Here is a 21,199-nt window from a genome sequence, read left to right on the forward strand (position 1 = left end):
TTTTAAAGTTTTATTCCTGCTATATGTGCACCGGCAACTCTGCCTGTTAAGATACACGATCCTAAAAAAGTGCCTTCCAAGGATCTCGATCCATGAATGCCTCCACCTCCAAATCCGGCGGATTCGCCTACCGCGTATAATCCCGAGACCGTATCACCATTCTTATCAATCACTTGCGAGTTGAGGTTTGTTGGAATGCCTCCCAAGCTTTTTCTGCTTAATATGTATTGTTTTACAGCAATCAATGGTCCGGCTTTAGGATCTAAAATCTTTTGGAATTTTGAAGTTCTTATTTTATCAGCTTTGTATAATCTGAAGTTCACCAAGCGCCGTAATTGTTCATCGTTAAAGTATTTCTTGCCTCTATCGATCTCATCGTCATAAGCTTTTAAACCCTTCTCAAGAGTTTCGAAATCCACAACGATCTTTTCGTCTTGCTCATTCATTTTTTTTACCAAGTCAGCAAGATTGTCTGCCACTATAAAGTGATCAGATTCTTCAATCAATCTATTGACCAAATCTTTATTTCCAAAGAGGACATCTTTTATTAATCTCAGTTTATCCCGATTTCTAAAAGCAGTCATATAATCAGAGCCCGAAACAGCCAGTTCCTTAATGGCGATTTTCCAATTCATAATACTCCATGAGTACTGATCCTTGGTTTTTAGGATATGTTCAACAAAATACGAAGTATCTGTATAAGCAACAAGCGGAGGCCTAAACCTTTTCCCTGTAGCATCCACCCAAATGGCGGATCGGGGTGGCACTAAACTTAAGCCATCTTTAAATTTTCCTTTCTCCGGATTGGGTGTGGGGATTCCAGCGGCGTAATGCCACTGTTTATTGAGGTGGGTTGAAGGGATTCCTTTTTTATCTAAATCCAAATGTAGGGTGCCATCAGCATATTTGTGAGAACCATTTAATAAACTATCTGGTGGGGTCTGGAATCGTGTAGGCCAATGACTTTTGACCAGTTTTAAATCGCCACCCATTATACCACCGGATGCAATAATGATGTTTTCTGAGGTGATGTTGAATCTTTCTTTTGTCAACTCGTCAATGACTTCGATGCCTACGGCTTTTTTATTGTCGATAATTATGGATTCTACCTTGTGCTGAAACTTTATTTCAAGATGTTCTTTTTTTGGGTGATTCACTAAATAGTTGGTCACTTTATTAGTCAAATCATAACCCGTTCCCCAGGTAATATGCCATCTCGGTACCGAATTTCCCTTGACGTCCATCCCGCGTTCAGGCCAATTGACCACCGGAAGGAAGTCGACTTTTTTCGCAATAAGCCAATTATAAATGACGGATATGGAATTGTCTGAGTAGTATTTGGCCCATTGTGCGCCTAAACTATCGATTTTTGTGAAATCGCCGTAACGCATCCAATCCTCGAAAAGTAATTGGGGAGAATCTTTGATTCCAGCTTTTTTTTGCTGAGGTGTCCCAGAAAACAAAATACCGCCAAAAGATCTTTTTGCCAATCCGCCAAAATGCTCTTCAATATCTCTTTCAATAATGAGCACTTTTTTATTATGATCTAAGAGCTCAATGGCAGTTGATATTCCTGCCAAGCCTCCTCCAACAATGATATTTTCGTAGTTCAGAACCTTCATGAATTATAGCGTAATAGCGTCTAAAATTATTAAATCATGAGCTGCATTTTTCAACATATCGCCGTAGGCGGGAGCAATGGCCGATTTTAGGAAGCGAGAAACCTTCCTTTTGCTAAAAGAATTTGAATTTAAGGTATTAGTGAAAATTTTCAATGGATAGTGGTAATTAATGGAATGATAGCATTTAAACACTAAACTAAGCATTTTTCAACTTAATTAGGTCATCATATTATATTAAAATCGCATGAAATTTAGTTGGTTTCTGGTAATAATTTAATCTCAAGAATGTCTTATCAGAAAGGAGTAGTTTTGACGTCTTCAGATTCGTGTGGAAATGTTTAGATTTGCCATCGCAAGTTTCGCATGGGATGCCATAAGAACTTCGAGGTATTGAAACCCAATATTGGGAATAAACCGTAAATCCATTTGTTTTTTTAAATATGAATGCTCAGCTAAAAAGTGTTTTATATGTTGCTATTGGCGCAACCAGTTACGGAGTTTTGGCAACCTTTGTCAAATATGCCAATAATCAGGGCATTGGTACGGCTGGTCTTGCTTTTTCACAATACTTATTTGGAGCTTTAATATTGAGTGTGTTGGTCTTTTTGTTTTCCAAAAAATCGGAAACACCTCAAGCTGAAAGCAAGTCACTTCATCCTAAAATTCAATTGATGCTGTTTGGAGGTTTCTCTGGGCTCACCAGTAGTTTTTACTACCTATCCATTCAATATGTGCCCGTATCTGTCGGAATCATACTGTTAATGCAGACCATTTGGATGGGGGTGGTTTTGGAGTTTTTTACTGCACGTGCCTTGGTCAATAGAGGAAAAATACTTGGTGCGTTTGTGGCCATTGTCGGAACCATGTTGGCCGCTAAAATCTTTGAAACTGACATTGAACTTAATCTAAAAGGTATCGGCTTTGGTCTGCTGGCGGCCGTGTCATTTACAGGAATGATGTACGGCACGAGTCGGGTCGCGCTGCAATTACCCAATCTTGTACGGAGCCAATATCTGGTCTATGGAGGGCTCGTTGTCATTGTGCTATTTTGGAATGTTCAAATTCTGCAGGAATTTAATTGGACTATTTTGATAACATGGGGCGTTTTCCTGGGCTGTTTCGGCACTATTCTTCCTCCGATTTTGTTCAATAAAGGGTTTCCAATAATTGGGACAGGTCTGGGAAGTATAATTGCCGCTTTGGAAATACCGATTTCGGTGCTCAGTGCTTATTGGATTTTAAATGAGGAGATTAGCAACTTACAGTGGTTGGGAATTGTCATTATTTTGTGTGCTGTCGTAATGATCAATTTTAGAAAAAAAAGTAGGTCAGTAAAATCTTGATTTTCAGTATTTTCAAAGAATATTTTCGTCTTAAAGCCATACATAGGAATGATCGTTTTGTTTCTTGTTTGTAATAAGTCTAAATAAGATTACCTTTGCAAATCAAATCAAAACACTATATATAATGAGTAATATTCTAAAATTTGGATTTGCTATCTGTCTAATGACTTTAGTCGTGGCATGTGGTGATTCTAAGACAAAAAAAGAGGAAGTCAATGTCTACACGCACAGACATTATAAGGCCGATGACGAACTTTTCACCAAATTTACCGAAGAGACTGGTATTAAGGTGAATATTGTAAACGCCAGCGCCGATGAACTGATCCAACGTCTCGAAACGGAAGGGGAAAATTCTAGCGCGGATATCCTGATTACTGTTGATGCGGGTCGCCTTTATCGCGCACAATCAAAAGATTTATTACAACCTGTTCGTTCTGAAATTCTTGAAGCCAATATCGCGCCAGAATTTCGTGAGAAAGAGGGGCACTGGTACGGAATGACTTATCGGGCAAGAATTATTGCTTTTGCTAAGGACAGAGTAAATCCAGAGGATATTAAGACCTATGAAGATTTGACCGATCCGAAGTGGAAAGGTAAAATTGTGATCCGTTCTTCGGAAAATGTCTATAACCAATCGTTGTTGGCCTCCATAATCTTAGCTGATGGCGAAGAAAAGGCTAAGGAGTGGGCAGAAGGTGTTGTGGCAAATATGGCCAGAAATCCAAAAGGTAGCGATCGCGACCAAGTAAAAGCGGTAGCTTCTGGCGAAGCCGATATCGCAGTAGTAAACACCTATTATATAGGATTGTTGCTCAACGATGAGAATGTAGAAGAGCGCAAAGCAGGTGAGAGTGTGGGCATTATATTTCCAAACCAAGACGGAAGAGGAACTCATGTGAATGTCAGCGGCATAGGAGTGACCAAATATGCTCCAAACAAAGACAATGCTATTAAGTTAATGGAGTTTCTTTCAGGAGAAGAGGCACAACAGGTCTTGGCAAATTTAAACTACGAGTACCCAATCAATCCAAAAGCTACTAAGGCATCAATTTTAAAGACTTGGGGAGATTTCAAGGCCGATCCTGTAGAGCTTTATAAGCTTGGCGAATACAATAGTAAAGCCGTTATGGTTTTTGATGAGGCTGGTTGGAAATAGAGTTATAATAAATTTTGACCTTCATGAGGGAGGTCAAATCATTGATTAGCACAATTAAATGGCAAAAAAAACCACCTACTGGTGGAATAAGTGGACGGGCGGGGCAGTTGTAATACTACTTTTGGTATTAACTCCCGTCTTTACTATTGTGATCAAGCTCTTCGATAAGCCTGGAGAGCATTGGGGACATATTGCGTCTAACTTGTTGCCGTCTTATTTTGCCAATTCTTTTCTTTTGTTACTTGGAGTTGGCCTATTCACATTTCTTATTGGGGTAAGTATGGCCTGGTTGGTTTCAGTTTATGATTTTCCAGGTCGCAAGTATTTTGAGTGGCTTTTAATTCTGCCACTAGCGTTTCCATCGTATATGATGGCCTATAGTTATGTGGGGATTTTGGAGTATACAGGACCGGTTCAGGCATTTTTGCGTAATAATTTTAACATCCATTTTAAAGGAGCCATTGTCGATATTATGAATATGCCAGGTGCCATTTTCATACTGTCCATAAGTTTGTTCCCTTACGTATATGTCATCTGTAGGGCATCTTTTACACGACAATCCGGCGCCATGCAAGAAGCCGCATTTCTTTTGGGCAGTAATCGGATGCGGATGTTCACAAAAATTGCGCTACCTATGGCAAGACCAGCAGTTGCCGGTGGAATTGCTTTGGTCGGCATGGAGGTTTTGAACGATTATGGTACGGTAAAATATTTCGGGGTAGATACGTTTACTTCAGGGATTTTTAGAGCGTGGTTTTCTTTTGGAGATATTAATACCGCCATCTATCTCTCGGCAATTCTGACCGTTATCGTTTTGGTGCTGATCTGGTTGGAGAACATCCAAAGAGGGAGCCGAAATTGGAATGCTGGAAGTGGGAGTTCCAAACCGGCACTTCGGATCAGGCCTAAGTACAAAAGTACACGACGGTTGTATACGGGGCTTTGCTTAACGGTTTTGCTGATTAGTTTTATTTTTCCGCTGTTACAACTTTTTTACTGGGTATCGCTGACCTGGCGTAATGTAGTAGATTCTGAGTTTGGGATCTTGATTTTTAGGAGTTTCTCTTTAGCGATTGGGTCAGCAGTGGCCATTGCGGTGATCTCCATATTTTTATTGTACGCCATCCGTTTAAGTCCTTTAAAATGGACGAAACATATTGCGCGGACCGCTTCTTTGGGCTACGCTATCCCTGGTGCGGTTATTGCAGTAGGAGTAATGATTCCTATGATGGGCCTCGATCGGAGCATCAATTGGGCGATCTCCAATAATTTAGGGATGATATTGTCAGGAACATTGTTTATCTTAGTGGTGGCGTATATTGTTCGGTTTATGGCTGTAGGATATAATGCTATTGACGCCGGATTTCAGAAAACAGGAGCCTCAGTAAATGAGGTGGCACGATCCTTGGGCGCTTCGCCGTTAAGGACCTTATGGAAAATAGACTTACCTTTGATAAGGAACAGTATAGCGGGGGCAGTATTATTGGCCTTTGTAGATATCTTAAAGGAACTGCCGCTGACCTTGATTTTGAGACCTTTTAACTTCCATACCTTGGCGACCAAAGCCTTTGATATGGCGACCAATGAGATGATAGCAGAATCAGCAAATGCATCCTTGGTGGTGGTTTTAACAGGAGTGATACCAATTATAGTGTTGAATAATATGATCAGTAGAAAAAAATGAGGAGTGAAGCATGAAGATCAATAGCTTTTGAAATGAGAAGATAAGAAACAGAATTGTATCTTTTCGGAAGACAAAAGCAGAAAAAAGGAATGACCATGGCGATTATTGAATTAAATAATATTAGTAAACAATATCGGAGCGCCGACACCTATGCGGTGGACGGAGTGTCTTTTTCATTGGAGAAAGGTGAGATATTGGCGCTTGTTGGCGAAAGCGGTTCTGGGAAAACTACCCTGTTGCGCTTAATTGCGGGATTGGAGCATCCAAATTCCGGAACGATTGTATTGGCTGGAGAAACGATCGTGAGCGGACGAAAATCCTTACCAACCAATAAACGAAAAACCGGAATGGTTTTTCAGGATTACGCTTTGTTTCCACATTTGACTATTTTTGAGAATGTTGCCTTTGGATTAAAAGGACTTAATAAAAAAGAGACCGAGCAGCGCGTTCTCGAAACTATTAAATTGACCGGCTTAAAGGAAGATGTTAAGAAATACCCACATCAACTTTCTGGAGGACAGCAGCAGCGGGTGGCATTGGCTCGGGCATTAGCACCACGACCAGAATTATTGTTGATGGATGAGCCCTTTAGTAATTTAGATACCATCTTACGGGACCAAGTTCGCGAGGAAGTGCGACAGATCATCAAAGCCATGGGGATCACTGCCATTTTAGTGACGCATGATACCAAGGATGCTTTTTCCACGGCCGATAAGATTGCGGTAATGCTTAATGGGAAATTATTACAGCTCGATACCCCAGATAGTTTATACAATAACCCAAACTCTTCTTATGTTGCTGAGCTTTTTGGAAAATCCAACAACGTCGTGGCTACTGTGGCTCCTGGAGGATTTAAAACACCCTTCGGATTTGTTAGAGGTCCAAAGGATTGTCCGTTATCCGTAAATCGTGATAAGGTGAATCTCTTTTTCAGGGCTGAAGAAACCGATTTTTGCAATGCCGAAGAACCACATCTCTGCGGCATGGTGGAACAGTGTATGTACCTTGGGGATCACATGCAGTTGAAAGTATGCTGTAACCGATGTAATAAATGTGCGAATGATTGTAAAGGGGAACTTTTGGATGAAACACAGAGTATCTTGTTGAAATCTTCAGTGCAAACTTGGAAACCTGGTGATATCGTACGGTTTAAACTCAAAAACTTCAAAGTCAAGGAAACCGATTCTGAATAGGGTGGTGATGTCGATTGAAGGAGAGATTTTTTTCATATAAAACTTTTTTTGAAGCTTTATAGGACGACATGGTGACGTTTGAACCTTTTTTATCATGTAACATCATGAAGCTGCCTTATAGAGTCTATGTATCAGGTAAAATTGAGAATTGATTAAAATAAATATCTGTTTATACCACAACTTTCTATTTCATAGAATAATACTCGAGCATTCAGGACTACAAGCCGCAAGAACTTCATCTTCTGTACAAAAAACCTTATAAGAGGCAATGTTTCTTCTAAGTATCAGTGCTTACCGTCTGTAACCCAATTACGGAAATGACCAAGGTGCTAATAAAGAACATACGCCAAAACGTCACCGGTTCCTTGAACAGCAAAATACCGGCAATGACAGTGCCTACAGCTCCAATGGCGCCCCATACGGCATAGGCCGTGCCAACAGGGATGGGATTCTCGCCGCCCATAGCCTTAAATAAGAGATACATGCTTATGCCTACGCACACGATAAAAGAAAGCAACCACAGCCACATCTCCCTGCCAGAAGTGTGTTGTGCCTTTCCTAAGCTTACGGCAAATCCGGTCTCGAAGATGCCGCCAATGATCAATATGATCCAGTTGATGTTCATGTTGGTTTTAATTTATTCCCACCAGTGGGTTTTAATACTTTGAGGCTTACCTCAATCAAAGACATAAATCCTTACTCATGCCTCGTGGTCTTGCCCTGAGGTTCTCGATTACACAGGATCTGTTAAATGTCATTTTTAAAAATACAATTGTTTCAATTAACGCCCCAATAATAGTCGGACTTTTATTTAATTAAAGGTCGAAATCCGGTTCTCTATGGCTATTGGAAACACAAGTAATGATGACTTTTTCATCTTCTTTTCCTGCTATTTCACGATTCAGACTTTCAGTTTGCCAATATAAAACTTTAGAATTCCAATCCATAATAATTCGTTCCCAAAACAAGAATCGGTTTGGGAATATGGTTGATGGATAACCCTTGTCATCTTTAACATGACATTAGAAGAAAGCGGCTTTGATTTTCTTAACTTAGCCATAAAAACAAATGAAAAATATTATAGTCGTTTTAACCTTTTTTCTCTCTATTAATTTAATATCGCAAAACAATTTAACCATGCAAAATAATTCCATTCATCAATTTAAGGTCGAAGCGCTTTCTGGTGGTGAGATCGATTTTTCCGATTTTAAAGGAAAGAAAATACTGATCGTAAATACCGCTTCAAAATGCGGATATACGCCACAATATGAAGGTCTGGAAGCACTATACAGTTCAAATAAGGACAATTTGGTCATTGTGGGATTTCCTGCCAATAATTTTGGAGCTCAGGAACCTGGCAGCAATGACGAGATTTCAGCCTTTTGTGAACAGAACTACGGCGTAAGTTTTCCGATGGCGGCCAAGGTCTCAGTTAAAGGGGAGGATATGGCTCCAGTTTTCGCATGGCTGACCTCTAAGTCCCAAAATGGCGTAATGGACGTCAATGTTAAATGGAATTTTACAAAATTCATCCTCGATGAGAACGGGGGCCTCGTCGCCTCTTTTGAGAGTAAGGTTAAACCACAAAGTGACGAGATATTGGAAGCACTAACGAGGTGATTTTTGGGCGTGTTTTTTCTTAAAAAGAGTTGATTTTACATTTGTCTTTCGTTTAAAATCTATAACCTGTGGAAATATTTTATATCTTTGCGACATTATGAAATCATTTTTCCATAAAATAACTGCTGCTACTCTTGCGACTTTAGTATTATTTACTACGATGTCGTTCACTGTAGATATGCATTATTGTGGAGATACTTTAGTTGATTTTTCTTTATTCGATAAGGTTGAGACTTGTGGAATGGAGAAACAAGTGCCGACCAAAGCTTGTGGTAATGAACTAACAGAAAAATCATGTTGTTCAGAATTGCAGATCGTCATGGAAGGTCAGGATGATTTGAAATTAACATTCGACACTTTAAATTTAGAGCAACAAGTTTTTGTTGCCTCTTTTTTCTATTCGTATATCAATCTTTTTGAAGGACTCGATGAAAACATCATTCCATTTAAAGACTATAATCCTCCCTTTCTCATACGGGATATACAAAAGCTACACGAGACTTATTTAATTTGATTTTTAGACAGTAAAAATTTTGCCCTGCGGTGATTCCGTTTTGGGCACATTTTGTTGTGTTCAATTCTGATTTAATCAGCATGTAACACGAAGTTCAACTGTTTAATAATCACAATTCATGCTAAATAAAAGCATAAAATTTCTCATAGAGAATAAACTCGTCGCAGTTCTATTACTCGCCCTCTTCGTAGGTATGGGTGTGGTCAATGCGCCTTTTAACTGGGATACTGGCTTTCTTCCCAGCAATCCTGTCGCCGTTGATGCCATTCCTGATATTGGCGAAAACCAACAAATCGTTTATACCCAATGGGAAGGGCGCTCCCCACAAGATATAGAGGATCAAATAAGCTATCCACTTACCACGACGTTACTGGGCATTTCAGGAGTAAAGACGATCCGTAGTTCTTCCATGTTCGGCTTTTCGAGCATCTATATCATTTTTGAAGAAGATGTCGAGTTCTACTGGAGCCGTAGCCGCATCTTGGAAAAACTCAATTCCTTACCTTCGGGTCTGCTTCCCGATGGTGTCAACCCATCCTTGGGCCCAGATGCCACAGGATTAGGCCAGGTGTACTGGTACACTTTGGAAGGTCGCGATAAAGATGGCAACGTTACGGGAGGTTGGGATCTTCACGAACTCAGAAGCATTCAGGACTATTATGTGAAATATGCACTTTCTTCGGCAAGTGGCGTTTCTGAAGTGGCGTCTATTGGAGGCTATGTGCAGGAATATCAAATTGATGTGAAACCAGAGTTGATGCGCCAATACAATATCAGTTTGTCTGAAATTGTCAAAGCGGTCAAAGAAAGCAATAAGGATATTGGTGCCCAGACCATGGAAATCAATCAGGTGGAATACTTGGTTCGAGGTCTCGGATATATCAAGTCCGTTGCAGATATTGAAGATGCCGTGGTGACCTCCGAAAATTATACCTCCATACGGATAAAGGATATCGCAAACGTCAGCTTAGGCCCTGCTCCTCGAAGAGGGATTTTAGACAAGGAAGGTGCTGAGGTTGTCGGTGGCGTTGTTACGGCGCGCTACGGTGCCAATCCAATGGAGGTGATCAACAATGTCAAGTTAAAGCTGGAAGAACTTAAAGCCGGTCTGCCTTCCAAGGAACTTTCTGATGGTAGAATATCCCAACTTACCGTAGTTCCTTTTTACGACCGTTCGATACTTATTCAGGAAACTTTGGACACGCTTGATGAAGCTTTAAGCCTGGAAATCCTCATTACCATCTTTGTGATTATCGTGATGGTTTTCAATCTAAGAGCTTCCGTACTTATTTCTGGACTCTTGCCCGTTGCGGTTTTAATGGTATTTATCACGATGAAGTTCTTTAATGTGGATGCCAATATTGTGGCGCTATCCGGGATTGCCATTGCCATTGGGACCATGGTGGATATTGGGATCATCCTTACCGAAAATATCATCCGACATCTCGATGAGGAAAAAGAACGCTATAGCCTGACAGGCATTAAAAAATCGATCAATACAGTGGTCTACGAGGGAAGTGCCGAAGTTTCCAGTGCTATTCTTACTGCAGTATTGACGACTATTATTAGCTTTGTTCCAGTGTTCACGATGATCGGTGCGGAAGGAAAATTATTCAGACCCTTGGCCTTTACGAAAACCATGGCCATTACCGCTTCATTTATCGTGGCGCTATTTCTGATCCCGCCGTTTGCGGCCTACTTGTTCCGAAGAACAAGTTTAAAAAAGGTAACTACAACTACAGTTAGCGGATTATTGATCATCATAGGCATTGCTGTCATAGTTTTTGGGTATTGGTTGGGCCTGATCTTAATTGGATTCGGTATTACCGGACTTTTAAAAGATGAGAAGATTGCTTCTAAAATATCTAACAGGTTAACACTAACTGATGAGCGTGCCAATAGCATCAATATATTTATTTCGGCCTTGGCTGTAATCTTCCTGTTGGCAGAATTCTGGCGTCCACTTGGCGTGGATAAAAGCATCTTCTGGAACCTTATATTTGTTGGATTGATCTGTTTTGGTCTTTTGGGCGTATTCTGGTTGTTTATGCATTACTATACCCGGATCCTTGGTTGGGCACTTCGCAATAAATTAGTGTTCCTGTCTATACCAGCTCTTATCGTTGTTTTTGGAATTATGATTTGGCAAAATACAGGCAAGGAATTTATGCCATCCTTAAATGAAGGTTCCTTTTTATTGATGCCAACCTCTATGCCACACTCTGGGGTGGAAGAGAACAAACGCGTACTACAGCAATTGGATATGGCCGTGGCGGGCATTCCAGAGATTAAAACCGTTGTTGGGAAAGCAGGTCGAACCGACTCAGCACTTGACCCGGCACCATTGGCCATGTATGAAAATATCATTCTCTATAAGTCGGAATACGCACTAAATAAAGATGGAAAGCGCCAAAGGTTTAAAGTCAATACCGATGGATTGTTTATTCTTAAGGACGGCAGGCTTGCTCTCAATCCAAATAGTGAAGCCGCTAAAAATGGCACTACTGAGAATTCAGAAACTCAGGATGCATTTTTTGTGAAAGAACAAGATCTTGTTCCTGATAATGATGGGGAGTTTTATCGCAACTGGCGACCTGAAATAAAATCCCCTGATGATATCTGGAATGAGATCGTTCGGGTAACGAAAATCCCTGGTGTCACCTCCGCTCCAAAATTGCAGCCCATCGAAACCCGATTGGTCATGTTGCAAACTGGAATGCGAGCGCCGATGGGCATTAAAGTGAAAGGACAGGACCTTAGAAAGATTGAAGCCTTTGGAATTGAACTGGAGGAGATTTTGAAACATGCCGAAGGCGTAAAAGTAGAAGCTGTTTTTGCCGATCGAATTGTAGGAAAACCTTACATGTTAATAGATATTAAAAGAGATCGCTTGGCGCGATATGGAGTGTCCATAGAAGATGTGCAGCAAATTTTGCAAGTTGCAGTCGGAGGGATGCCATTGACCCAAACGGTGGAAGGAAGAGAACGTTATGACGTGCGGGTGCGCTATCCACGCGAGTTACGGGCTGACCCGGAAGATCTTAAGAATATCTATGTACCGGTCGAAAAAGGCAATCCAGTTCCATTGGGAGAACTTGTAGAAATACGCTACGAGCAGGGGCCGCAGATGATCAAAAGTGAGGACACATTTTTGGTGGGTTATGTATTGTTCGATAAATTGGAGGGCTACGCAGAAGTCAATGTCGTTGAGAATGCACAGGCGTTGATCAAAGAAAAGATCGCCAGTGGAGAACTCACTGTTCCAAAAGGGATCAATTATCAATTTACGGGAACTTATGAAAACCAATTGCGCGCCGAAAAAACACTTTCCGTAATTGTGCCTCTGGCCTTGGGGATCATCTTTTTAATCCTTTATTTCCAGTTCCGTTCTGTATTTACTTCACTGATAGTATTTTCAGGAATCACCGTTGCTTTTGCTGGCGGATTTTTGCTGATCTGGTTTTACGGTCAGGATTGGTTCCTAAATTTCACCTTTTTTGGAGAAAACTTGCGGGACATGTTCCAAATGCATCCCATTAATCTGAGTGTTGCCGTCTGGGTAGGATTTATTGCCCTCTTTGGGATTGCCACGGATGATGGCGTAGTGATGGCAACGTATCTCACCCAAACTTTTGATAAAAACGACCCTGAAGATGTCAAGGAAATCCGTGCATCTGTAGTAGAAGCAGGAAATAAAAGAATACGTCCCGCTTTGATGACTACGGCCACCACTATTTTGGCCTTGTTGCCAATATTGACCTCTACGGGCCGGGGAAGTGATATCATGATCCCAATGGCCATTCCAAGTTTTGGCGGCATGTTGATTGCGTTGATAACGCTCTTTGTAGTGCCTGTACTGTTCAGTTGGAGACGGGAAGCAAAATTGAAAAGACGGCTAAGAATCCTTAAAAAACAATAGAAATAATGAATCTAAATTTAAATACAACTATTCGTTTGCGTTTTCAGCAGTTCCGTGTTGGGGGTCTATGTCTTGTGACGCTGCTATTTTTTGGTTGGTCTTCTCAAGGTCAGCAATTGGAAACCTATGTTGAAGAGGCTATAATTAACAATCCGAATATTCAGGCCGTAGAAAAGCAATATGCTATTTCTACGGAAAAGATATCGGAAACCAACACACTTCCTAATACCGAGTTTTCAGGAGGTTATATGATCGGAAGCGAGATGCCCATGATGCAACAAGGGCAGTTTTCAGTGATGCAAATGCTGCCTTGGTTTGGAACTGTTTCTGCTCGTGGCGACTATGCCGCGGCAATGGCCGATGCGGATTTTTTGGAGATCGAAATCGCCAAAAGAAAAATCGCCATGGTCTTGTCGCAATCCTATTACCGCTTATATAAAATAGAAAAAAAGCAAGAGGTATTGGATTCCAATATCAAGCTGTTGCAGGTTTATGAGCGGATGGCATTAACCTCTGTGGAGGTGGGACAAGCTTCTGCCGTTTCAGTGTTGCGACTGCAGATGCGACAAAATGAGCTGATGGAACGAAAATTAGTGTTGGAGCAGGATTACGCCGCAGAACTGACGGCTTTCAATAAGATAATGAACCGTGACGAAATAGCCCAGATCTCAATTGTAGATAGCTTAATCATGCCTGAAAAGGATAGTGACATTGATTTTGCCAGTCTTAGTTTGCATCCCGAATTGCGAAAATTTGAGGAACTGAACAAGGTGGTTTCCCAAGCCGATGCGCTCAATAAAAAAGAGAGTGCACCGGGGTTTGGGGTAGGGATGGAGTATATGCTATACAACGAAGCACCTAACATGTTGATGCCGATGGTAACGCTTTCGATACCAATATTCAATAAGAAATATAAATCCATCGCGAAACAGAACAACCTAAAGCATGAGGAGTTGGATATTCAAAAACAGGGATCACAAAATTCCTTGATAGCACAATTGCAGACAGCTGTGCGAAACAGAAATGCAGCACGCATCAGCTTTGAGACCCAAGAGAAGAATCTAATTCAAGCGCAGAATGCAAACGAGATTTTGCTCAAGAATTATGAAACTGGTACCATCGATTTTAGAGAAGTTTTAGATGTGCAGGAATTGCAGTTGAATTTTCAAATAAATCGCATAGAAGCGATCGGGGCTTATTTTAATCAAGTGAGCATTATCAATTATTTTATGGGAACAAATTGATGACTATTTATCAATGAAATCAGTTACCCAATAATTTAAAATTAATAACAAATGAACCATCTAAAATTCTTTACAATATTGCTTTTAATAGGCTGTGGACAAGTAACTGCACAAATTGTGAAAAGTAATTCTGATAATCTTCCGGTTCGTGAATATACCTTGGTGATCAAGGAAGAATTGATCAATAAAACAGGAAAACAGGTTAAGGGAATGACCGTCAATGGAACCATTCCAGGACCAACTTTGGAGTTTACGGAAGGCGAATACGCGGTAATTTACGTGAAAAATGAAATGAGCGTTGAAACCTCAATTCACTGGCACGGACTTTTGTTGCCCAATTTTTTTGACGGTGTACCTTATTTAACAACACCTCCTATCAAAGCTGGAACCACATTTAAATATGAATTTCCAATCAGACAGTCGGGTACGTATTGGTATCACTCCCACACCATGCTTCAAGAGCAAAGTGGCGTTTTTGGTTCCTTGCTGATCCATCCAAAGGAAAAAACCTTGGATTATGACTATGATTTAATTGTCATGTTATCTGATTGGACCAATGAGAATCCACACAGCGTCATGAAAAATCTCAAGCGCGGTAACGAATGGTATCAAATGAAGAAGGGAACGGCAACACCTTTGAATAAGGTTATTGCACGTGGCGCCTTGGGTGCACAGCTCGATTTCTGGAGACAACGGATGGGTGGTGCAGACATAGCCGATGTCTATTATCCTGCTTTTTTGGTCAATGGTAAAAAATCAGTAGAATACTCCGATTACAAACCCGGAGAGAAGGTGCGATTGCGGGTCATTAATGGTTCCGCCTCCTCGCAATTTTGGATGACAATTGGTGGCGAAACTCCTTTATTGGTGTCTGCTGATGGTGTGGATGTTGTTCCCGTTGAACATCCTAAAACCTTCATAGCTACAGCCGAAACCTATGATTTTATAATCACTATTCCCCATCATGGGAAGGTTGAATTACGGGCAATGGCACAGGATGGTTCTGGGATAGCTACAGCGTACTTTGGAAAAGGAAAAGTACTTCCAGCAGAAATTATCGCAAAACCCGATAAGATTGAGATGATGCAGGAGATGGCAAAAATGGATATGAAAATGGGGGCACACGCCTTGAAATTCCGTCCCAAGAAAGATGAGCGTTATGAAATGAAGAAAGAGTTTGGGATGCAGATGGACGGAATGAAAATGGATGACTCAAACATGGAGGATGTGAAAATGAAAATGCCGAAAGATTCTACAATGAACGATATGATGGACCATTCCAAAATGGCAATGAAAAAGGATTCCACTGAAGCTGAAAAGGGAATGGCAATGGATCATTCAGACCTGCCTGCCGACAAGGCAGGGATGGAAGGTATGGGCCCGCCTGCCGGACGGGCAGGCATGTTTTCAGAATACAATTATGATTATCTTAAATCGCCAAAACCAACTACCTACGATAAGGAACTTCCTGTTAAGGAAATCCTTTTGAACCTCACTGGAAATATGAACCGTTACATCTGGAGTATGAATGGTGTTCCCTTGAGTGAAGCTGATAGAATCAAAATAAATAATGGGGAAGTGACCAGAATAACTTTCAATAACCTTACTATGATGCATCATCCAATGCACTTACACGGTCATTTTTTCAGAGTTATCAATAAAAATGGGGAATACTCCCCTTTAAAGCATACTGTAAACGTTGCCCCGATGCAGGAAGTTACCATAGAATTCAGCGGAAACGAAGGCGATGAACATGGCGATTGGTTTTTTCACTGTCATATATTGTATCATATGATGAGTGGAATGGCACGAGTGGTGAGTTATGAGACGCCACGTGACCCAAGAATGGAAGAGCATCCAGAAAAGCATTTAATCAAGGAAGCAGACGAGTTTTATGCTTGGTCGATGCTTGAGGCAGCCTCACATATGGCTTCATTTAAGTTTGTTACATCCAATATTCGAAACCAATTCAATATTTCCGCAGAATACGGCTGGAACCAAAATTTAGAAGCTGAAGTGACCTATGAACGTTATCTACACGATTATTTTAGAGTGTTCGGTGGGGTGAAAGCTGAAAATGAAATGGTAGACAGTATGGATGATATTTCGACTACAGCAGTCGCTGGGATTCGATTTTTAACACCGTATCTGTTCAATCTTGATGTCCGTATCGACAGCAAATTGAGACCACAAATTAGCTTGACCCGTGAACTATTGATTTTTCCAAGAACAGCCATTTTTGGAAGGTATGAATATCAGGCAGATTTTGGATGGGTTGATACCCTTCCATTCGGAAATAATTACGCAAACGAAGTGACCTGGAATGCGGGAGTAGAATATTTTTTATCACGAGACTTTTCATTGATGGCAAGCTACGACAACCGTTTTGGTGCAGGTGGTGGACTGTCAGTGAGATTCTAATAAAACTTTATAAATCAGTTAAAACCAAGTATTAATTTAAATCAAAATCAAAATGAAGAATTTACGAGTAACAACAACAATTTTGGCAATGGCTTTTGTAGGCCTAACAGCAATGTCTTGTAAAGACGGCCAGAAGGAAGATTCAAGTGCTACAATGGACTCTGAAGTGAGCCAAGAGCAAGCAAGTACATCTAAGTCTAATGCACAAAATCCTGAATCCCAACAAGTATTGGCTGATTATATGGTGCTTAAAGATGCTTTAGTTGCAACCGATGGAAAAGCTGCGGCAGAGGCTGGAAAGAAACTTGAAAGTACATTAAAAAGTATTAAATTAGATAGCTATACTTCTGATCAACAAAAGGAACTGAAAGAAATTGTTGAATCTTCAACAGAGCATGCAGAGCATATTGGCAGAAGTGACATGGCGCACCAACGTGAACATTTTCAGATGTTAACTCAGGATGTAACAGATATGGTGGCTATAACCGGTACAGAAAATACGCTTTACCAACAATTTTGCCCAATGTATGGTGAAGGTGGTGCTTGGTTGAGCATGGAAAAGGAAATAAGAAATCCTTACTTCGGTAGCAAAATGATGAAATGTGGGGAAGTACAAAAAGAGATAAATTAATAAATTAACCTGTAAGGTATTCCCCGCCTTTTAGCGGGGTCCTTGTAGGCTTAATGAAAATGATTTAATGAGAATACTGAAAATCATAGCACTCATTTTATTGGTAGTCTTTATAGGCATACAGTTTATGCCTACAGAGCGCAACCAGAGCGACCTTGTACCAAAAACCGATTTTTTATTGGTAAACAATACCCCGGAAAATATTGGTAAATTATTACAGGTGTCCTGTTATGATTGCCACAGTAACGATACAGCTTACCCGTGGTATAACAGAATTCAGCCCATTGCTTGGTTTTTAGAGGACCATATAATGGAAGGGAAAAAGGAATTAAATTTCAGTGAATGGGACGCATATTCAAATCGTAGAAAAAATAGCAAGCTAAAATCTATCATGAGCCAAATTAGAGATGATGAGATGCCTCTTTTCTCTTACACATTGTTTCATAGGGATGCCATTTTATCAGACGTTGAAAAGCAGCGTATAATTGAATATATGAAAAACGTTCAGGATAGCTTATAATCAAGTTGAACACGGATGGATGATAATCCGAAAATATAATGTTCTAATCCATAGGCTTTTCATATTTATAGGAACAATAAGAACCTAAAATTTAAAATTATGACACACATATACAGCATAGAGGGCATGACCTGCAATGGTTGCAGAAGCCACGTTGAAAAAGTACTTTCCAATGTAGAAGGCGTCTCGAGTGCCAACGTCAATTTAGAGAAAAAAGAGGCGACCATCGCAATGGAAAACCATATTCCACTCGAAAAGTTTCAAAAGGCTTTAAAAGATGATGGTGGGACTTATAGCATCTATAATCTGGGAGAAATGCCTCACAGGAGCCATACCTACAGCATAGAGGGAATGACTTGTGATGGGTGCAGAAGCCACGTTGAAAAAGCACTTTCCAATGTAGAAGGCGTTTCAAGTGCTTCCGTGAATTTAGAGAAAAAAGAAGCGACCATCGAAATGGAAAACCATATTCCACTCGAAAAATTCCAGGAAGTTTTAAAAGATGATGGTGGAAGTTATAGCATTTATAATGTGGGAGAAGCACCTCACCCTTCCGAAATCAAGAAAGAAAAACCACCAAAAGGTGTTGGTACGGGCGTCTTTTATTGTCCAATGCATTGCGAAGGCGATAAAACCTACGATAAACCAGGAGATTGTCCTGTCTGTGGGATGGATTTGGTCGAAGAGCAAAATTTATCAGCGATAGCTGCAGAGCAATGGACCTGTCCGATGCATCCTGAAATTGTACAAGATGAAGCAGGGGCCTGTCCAATATGTGGTATGGATTTAGTCCCGATGCAACCCGACCTGTCTTCTGAAGAGAAAACCTATAAAAAGCTATTGAAGAAGTTTTGGATCGCCATGGCGTTTACGTTGCCAATCTTCATTATTGCGATGAGCGAAATGCTCACTACGAATCCATTGTACGATATTATGGAGCAGAAAAGTTGGAATTGGGTTCAATTTGCACTCTCCATTCCAGTGGTGTTTTATGCCACTTGGATGTTCTTTGAACGTGCGTATAGAAGTATCAAAACATGGAATCTCAATATGTTTACGCTTATTGGCATCGGTGCAGGAGTCGCTTGGTTATTCAGTGTGGTAGCGCTGTTCTTCCCTAATGTTTTCCCTGATCAGTTTAGGTCAGATTCCGGTGCAGTACACGTCTATTTTGAAGCGGCAACCGTTATTCTAACGCTGGTACTTTTAGGTCAGCTTTTGGAAGCGCGTGCACATAGCAAAACCAATTCAGCGGTAAAAGAATTACTGAAATTAGCACCAAATAAAGCGGTGAAAGTAGTCGATGGTGAAGAGGTGGTGGTAAGCATCGATAAAATTGTCTTGAATGATATTCTCAAGGTAAAGCCTGGGGAAAAAATTCCTGTAGATGGTGTCATTACTGAAGGTGAAACCAGTATCGACGAATCAATGATCACCGGAGAGCCGATTCCTGTAAGTAAAACTATAGACGACAAAGTCAGCAGTGGAACGATTAATGGAAATCAAACATTTTTAATGAAGGCTGAAAAAGTGGGGAGTGATACCTTACTATCCCAAATCATCCATATGGTGAATGATGCCAGTAGAAGTCGTGCGCCAATTCAAAATTTAGCCGATAGAATATCTGGTTATTTTGTTCCTGTAGTGGTGATCATATCGTTAATAACATTCGCAGTTTGGGCTATTTGGGGACCAGAACCCGCTTATGTCTATGCCTTGGTCAATGGGATTGCTGTATTAATTATTGCTTGTCCGTGTGCCTTAGGATTGGCCACACCAATGTCCGTGATGGTAGGTGTCGGTAAAGGCGCTCAAAATGGGGTCTTGATCAAAAATGCCGAGGCTCTTGAGCGAATGGATAAAGTAGATGTGTTGATTATTGATAAAACCGGAACCATTACCGAAGGCAAGCCAACGGTTGAAAAAGTAGGTTCATTTAATCCAGAATTCCCAGACAAGAAGGTATTGGAATACATCGTTTCACTAAACAGTAACAGTGAGCATCCATTAGCTGACGCCACTGTAAAATATGGGATAGAACAAAAAGCCGAAATTATAAAATCAGAGGCCTTTAGTGCAGTTACCGGTAAGGGTGTTGAAGCGACGATTAACAATCAAAAAGTAGCTTTAGGAAATCCTAAAATGATGGAGCATGCCAATGCAGAGATCAGTCCAGAAATGGAGAATGAAGCAAAATCTTTTCAGCAACAAGGTAAAACGGTTTCATACTTGGCCATTGATAAAGTAGTTGTTGGCTATGTGGTGATCGGTGATAAAATAAAACCTACCAGTGCAAAAGCCATTAAAGAACTTCAAGAGAGAGGCATTGAAGTCATCATGTTGACTGGAGATAATCACAACACGGCACAAGCGGTGGCCACAGAGCTGCATCTTACCGATTTTAAAGCGAGCATGCTACCAGAAGACAAACTCAAGGAAGTCGAAAAACTGCAAAAACAAGGTAAAGTCGTTGCCATGGCTGGTGACGGTATTAATGATGCACCAGCTTTAGCGAAAAGTGACGTGGGAATTGCCATGGGTACAGGGACGGATGTTGCTATTGAAAGTGCGATGATCACTTTGGTGAAAGGCGATTTACATGGGATTGTTAAAGCTCGGAAACTAAGCCACGCTGTGATGAAAAATATCAAGCAAAACCTCTTCTTTGCACTCGTTTATAACACTTTAGGGGTGCCGATTGCCGCAGGTGTTTTATTTCCGGTTTTCGGAATTTTATTATCACCCATGATTGCTGCTTTGGCTATGAGTTTTAGTTCGGTATCCGTCATTGGGAATGCCTTGAGATTAAGAGCGGCAAAGATTTAAATAAAGACAAATCATTATGGAAACAAATAAAGAACACTCGAAAAACAATAACTATACAAAATTCATTCTGATGCTTGTGGCATCGTTTATTGCCATGTATGTTACCATGTATTTAAATACCTATGCCATAGATCATGTTTATTTTAGTCTTACCCGATTTTATATGACCTGTTTGGGAATTTCAGCCATGGCAGTTATCATGTGGGTTTTTATGCGGAAAATGTATCAAAACAGGAAAAAGAACATTGCTATTTTATTGGGTAGCTTCATCTTGTTTGTTGGAGCACTTGGCTTGGTAAGAGCACAAAGTCCTGTTGTTGGTGATTTACTGTGGTTGAAAGCCATGATTCCGCATCACTCTATTGCTATTTTGACCAGTTCAAGGGCAGATATTGAAGATCCTGAAGTGAGAAAATTAGCAGATGCTATTATTAAAGCACAAGAAAGAGAAATTGCCGAGATGAAAGCAATAATTAAACGCTTAGAGAACAATAAATAAAATATTA

The 21,199-nt window shown here is 40.6% G+C and carries 15 protein-coding genes; 13 read left to right on the top strand and 2 right to left on the bottom strand.

What is annotated here, in order from left to right; all coding sequences use genetic code 11:
* Window positions 1-2 precede the first annotated feature (2 nt).
* Entirely contained in the window at window positions 3-1,622 is a 1,620-nt protein-coding gene (locus J4051_RS08855; protein ID WP_208233519.1) for an FAD-binding protein, read from the bottom strand.
* Window positions 1,623-2,062: 440 nt separating this feature from the next.
* Between J4051_RS08855 and J4051_RS08860 the strand changes: the two genes are divergently transcribed.
* From J4051_RS08860 to J4051_RS08875, 4 genes are all read left to right on the top strand, one after another.
* A complete protein-coding gene (locus J4051_RS08860) occupies window positions 2,063-2,965 on the top strand; it encodes an EamA family transporter (protein ID WP_208233520.1) in 903 nt (300 codons plus the stop codon).
* A gap of 124 nt (window positions 2,966-3,089) precedes the next feature.
* Entirely contained in the window at window positions 3,090-4,121 is a 1,032-nt protein-coding gene (locus tag J4051_RS08865; RefSeq protein ID WP_208233521.1) for a Fe(3+) ABC transporter substrate-binding protein, read from the top strand.
* Between the two features lie 58 nt (window positions 4,122-4,179).
* Window positions 4,180-5,805 carry an ABC transporter permease gene (locus tag J4051_RS08870; protein ID WP_208233522.1) on the top strand — a complete coding sequence of 542 codons (1,626 nt, stop codon included), beginning with the start codon at window positions 4,180-4,182 and terminating at the stop codon, window positions 5,803-5,805.
* A 95-nt stretch (window positions 5,806-5,900) separates the two neighbouring features.
* The gene (locus tag J4051_RS08875) at window positions 5,901-6,998 is read left to right on the top strand and encodes an ABC transporter ATP-binding protein (protein ID WP_208233523.1); all 1,098 of its coding nucleotides are present in this window, start codon (window positions 5,901-5,903) and stop codon (window positions 6,996-6,998) included.
* A 277-nt stretch (window positions 6,999-7,275) separates the two neighbouring features.
* Here the strand turns inward: J4051_RS08875 and J4051_RS08880 are convergent, their stop codons facing one another.
* Window positions 7,276-7,623 (bottom strand): DMT family transporter, encoded by a 348-nt coding sequence (locus tag J4051_RS08880; protein ID WP_236027320.1) that lies wholly within the window; start codon window positions 7,621-7,623, stop codon window positions 7,276-7,278.
* A gap of 512 nt (window positions 7,624-8,135) precedes the next feature.
* On the opposite strand from J4051_RS08880, the gene J4051_RS08885 reads away from it, so the two are divergent.
* From J4051_RS08885 to J4051_RS08925, 9 genes are all read left to right on the top strand, one after another.
* Entirely contained in the window at window positions 8,136-8,618 is a 483-nt protein-coding gene (locus tag J4051_RS08885; protein ID WP_236027321.1) for a glutathione peroxidase, read from the top strand.
* Window positions 8,619-8,715: 97 nt separating this feature from the next.
* Window positions 8,716-9,132: an HYC_CC_PP family protein gene (locus J4051_RS08890; RefSeq protein WP_208233525.1), complete on the top strand. Its 417-nt coding sequence runs from the start codon at window positions 8,716-8,718 to the stop codon at window positions 9,130-9,132.
* Window positions 9,133-9,250: 118 nt separating this feature from the next.
* The gene (locus J4051_RS08895) at window positions 9,251-13,051 is read left to right on the top strand and encodes an efflux RND transporter permease subunit (protein WP_208233526.1); all 3,801 of its coding nucleotides are present in this window, start codon (window positions 9,251-9,253) and stop codon (window positions 13,049-13,051) included.
* A 5-nt stretch (window positions 13,052-13,056) separates the two neighbouring features.
* Window positions 13,057-14,295, top strand: a complete 1,239-nt coding sequence (locus tag J4051_RS08900) for a TolC family protein (RefSeq protein WP_208233527.1) — start codon at window positions 13,057-13,059, stop codon at window positions 14,293-14,295.
* A 51-nt stretch (window positions 14,296-14,346) separates the two neighbouring features.
* The gene (locus J4051_RS08905) at window positions 14,347-16,716 is read left to right on the top strand and encodes a multicopper oxidase domain-containing protein (protein WP_208233528.1); all 2,370 of its coding nucleotides are present in this window, start codon (window positions 14,347-14,349) and stop codon (window positions 16,714-16,716) included.
* 52 nt (window positions 16,717-16,768) lie between these two features.
* Entirely contained in the window at window positions 16,769-17,347 is a 579-nt protein-coding gene (locus J4051_RS08910; protein ID WP_208233529.1) for a DUF3347 domain-containing protein, read from the top strand.
* A gap of 67 nt (window positions 17,348-17,414) precedes the next feature.
* Window positions 17,415-17,867, top strand: coding sequence for a heme-binding domain-containing protein (locus tag J4051_RS08915; protein ID WP_208233530.1), 453 nt, complete (start codon window positions 17,415-17,417; stop codon window positions 17,865-17,867).
* Window positions 17,868-17,966: 99 nt separating this feature from the next.
* Window positions 17,967-20,693, top strand: coding sequence for a heavy metal translocating P-type ATPase (locus J4051_RS08920; RefSeq protein ID WP_208233531.1), 2,727 nt, complete (start codon window positions 17,967-17,969; stop codon window positions 20,691-20,693).
* A 16-nt stretch (window positions 20,694-20,709) separates the two neighbouring features.
* Complete coding sequence (locus tag J4051_RS08925; protein WP_208233532.1) at window positions 20,710-21,192, top strand: DUF305 domain-containing protein; 483 nt, start codon at window positions 20,710-20,712, stop codon at window positions 21,190-21,192.
* The last annotated feature ends 7 nt before the right edge of the window (window positions 21,193-21,199 follow it).

Source organism: Gelidibacter pelagius (assembly GCF_017581925.1).
In the GTDB taxonomy this organism is placed as follows: domain Bacteria; phylum Bacteroidota; class Bacteroidia; order Flavobacteriales; family Flavobacteriaceae; genus Gelidibacter; species Gelidibacter pelagius.